The sequence below is a fragment of the Bifidobacterium sp. B4081 genome (assembly GCF_026537335.1).
Lineage (GTDB): Bacteria > Actinomycetota > Actinomycetes > Actinomycetales > Bifidobacteriaceae > Bombiscardovia.
Window position 1 is genome coordinate 1 of record NZ_JAFNMM010000010.1, and the last position, 1931, is coordinate 1931.

Annotated in this window: 1 tRNA gene and 1 pseudogene; one reads left to right on the forward strand and one right to left on the reverse strand. The window is 59.8% G+C overall.

The features are described 5' to 3' along the window. Window positions 1–1662, forward strand: a pseudogene (locus J3T92_RS09420) (hypothetical protein); the annotation flags it as partial. Window positions 1663–1741: 79 nt separating this feature from the next. Here J3T92_RS09420 and J3T92_RS09425 read toward each other — a convergent pair. Beyond that, window positions 1742–1822, reverse strand: a tRNA-Leu gene (locus J3T92_RS09425). Between the last annotated feature and the right edge of the window lie 109 nt (window positions 1823–1931).

Here is a 1931-nt window from a genome sequence, read left to right on the forward strand (position 1 = left end):
AATAATCCGAATGAGTTGTTTGCGACTGATAAGGATGGCAATCCTATGCCTGCGCAGAATTCGGACGGTTCCATCAATTTCGGGGAGGCTAAGGAGAAGCAGGGTCTTGATGGTTATTTCAAGATGGTCACGTGGCCTGTGACCACGAACCGGGACGGGAGCGCTTGCACGGTCAGTCCTGAAGTGTACAACCCCATGAGCAAAGGTCTTGTGGGGATAGATGACAACATGTCCGCTTCGACGAAGGACAGGAACCTGACTGCTGGGCAGACCATCAATACGGCTTTTTATAAGTATGATGTGGCTCGTCCTAAGGATCCGACGATCACGAAGATCGAGAATGACGCGAACAGTCCTTTGGATGCTTCGGGGAGCGTGTATACCAGCAGGCTTGCTCCGGTGGTCAGTGGTGAGTGCACGCCTTCCAGGGATGAGGCGCATCCGAACATGGTTGTTCTTTATGGGGAGGATCCTGCCAATCCCATCGGCGGCGGGCAGGGCCGGAATGATGACGCCCTGGCCAGAAGCGCGGACACGTGGGGGTTCAGGCTGGGCGAGGCCGAGTGCAGGGTCGATGCTGGCAGCAGGCAGGGGGGCTCCTGGCAGGTACAGGACGACAATAAGCAGTATCCGGCGCCGGATCCCGGCAACAAGTATAGCGGGTACCGGCGGTATCATGCCTGGGTGGTTGAATCCACCTCCGGGTTCGGTTTGACTTCTTTCTTCTCGAATGTCGGCACGGCTTATTTCGTGTCCGGGGAGAATGCTCCGGATGCGGGCAAGCTCGCGGTCGCTGTGCCTCATACGGTGAACGGGAGCCTGCCTGCAGGTTCGGTCGTCGTGTTCAGGGGTGAGGCGTCGCCTGTGTATACGGCCTGGTCTTCGGGGGGGCTGGGGATGGCTGGTTCGAAGATGGCTGTTTCGATGAAGCAGGGGGCCGCTTCGGGCTGGACTCCTCTGGTGACCGCCCCGGCCGGTACCTTCCAGAGGGATGCGGCGGTCGGCTCTGCGTCGTCTGTTGCGGATCCAGCGTCGGGTTCTGTGCTCAAGGTCGTCAAGACGGCGGCTTCCGCCTGGTCCTGGACGCTGAGCATCCCTGCTGGCAGGTTCACCGGCTACAACGGCAGCGACGAGACGCAGACGTACGCCTTCCGGGTTGAGATGATCAACCCGATGAACGTCAGCTCGGAGCCGGCTTCGATCGAGCGGAAGGTGGACATGACCCCTACCACGCTGACCGTTGATCGCCATGACGTCTTCCAGGTGGCGGGCAGGGCCTATAAGTATGTGGACGGGGATGCGAAGGTTCCTGAAACCAAGGGGACCGTGGTGCGTGTGACCTGGCCCGGCAATAGCAGTACGGATGCCGTTGTGGGTGACCAGGGCTTGTGGCAGGCGGTTCCGCCTGAGGGCGTCAACAAGGGCGAGTTCACTGCGCAGGTGCTTTCCGATGATGCTGAGGGCGCTGACGCCCAGGGCAGGTTCCAAGGAGGAAACCAGTCAGCCGTCGTGTCGCAGACGCTGGAGTTCCGTCCTTCCAACTCGGCTTTGCCGTTGACGGGCGGGTGGCCCCTGGCCGTGTTCAGGATCCTGCTGCTGATGGCGCTTGGCCTGGTCGGCTTCGTGGCCTGCCTGAGGAACAAGCAGGAAAACCGCCACTGACCTAGGACGCATCAGCCAGGGCCCGCCCCCATTTTTCCAATTCCATGGAGATGAAGGCAGGCCCTGTTCTTAATACCTGTGCGCGAGATGGGACTCGAACCCACACGTCCGAAGACACAGGAACCTAAATCCTGCGCGGCTACCATTACGCCACTCGCGCCTGCTGCATACCTAACCCCTGCAAAGGGCAGCTGTCAAAAGAGCCACTTGACAGAATCGAACTGTCGACCTTCTCATTACGAGTGAGACGCTCTGCCAACTGAGCTAAA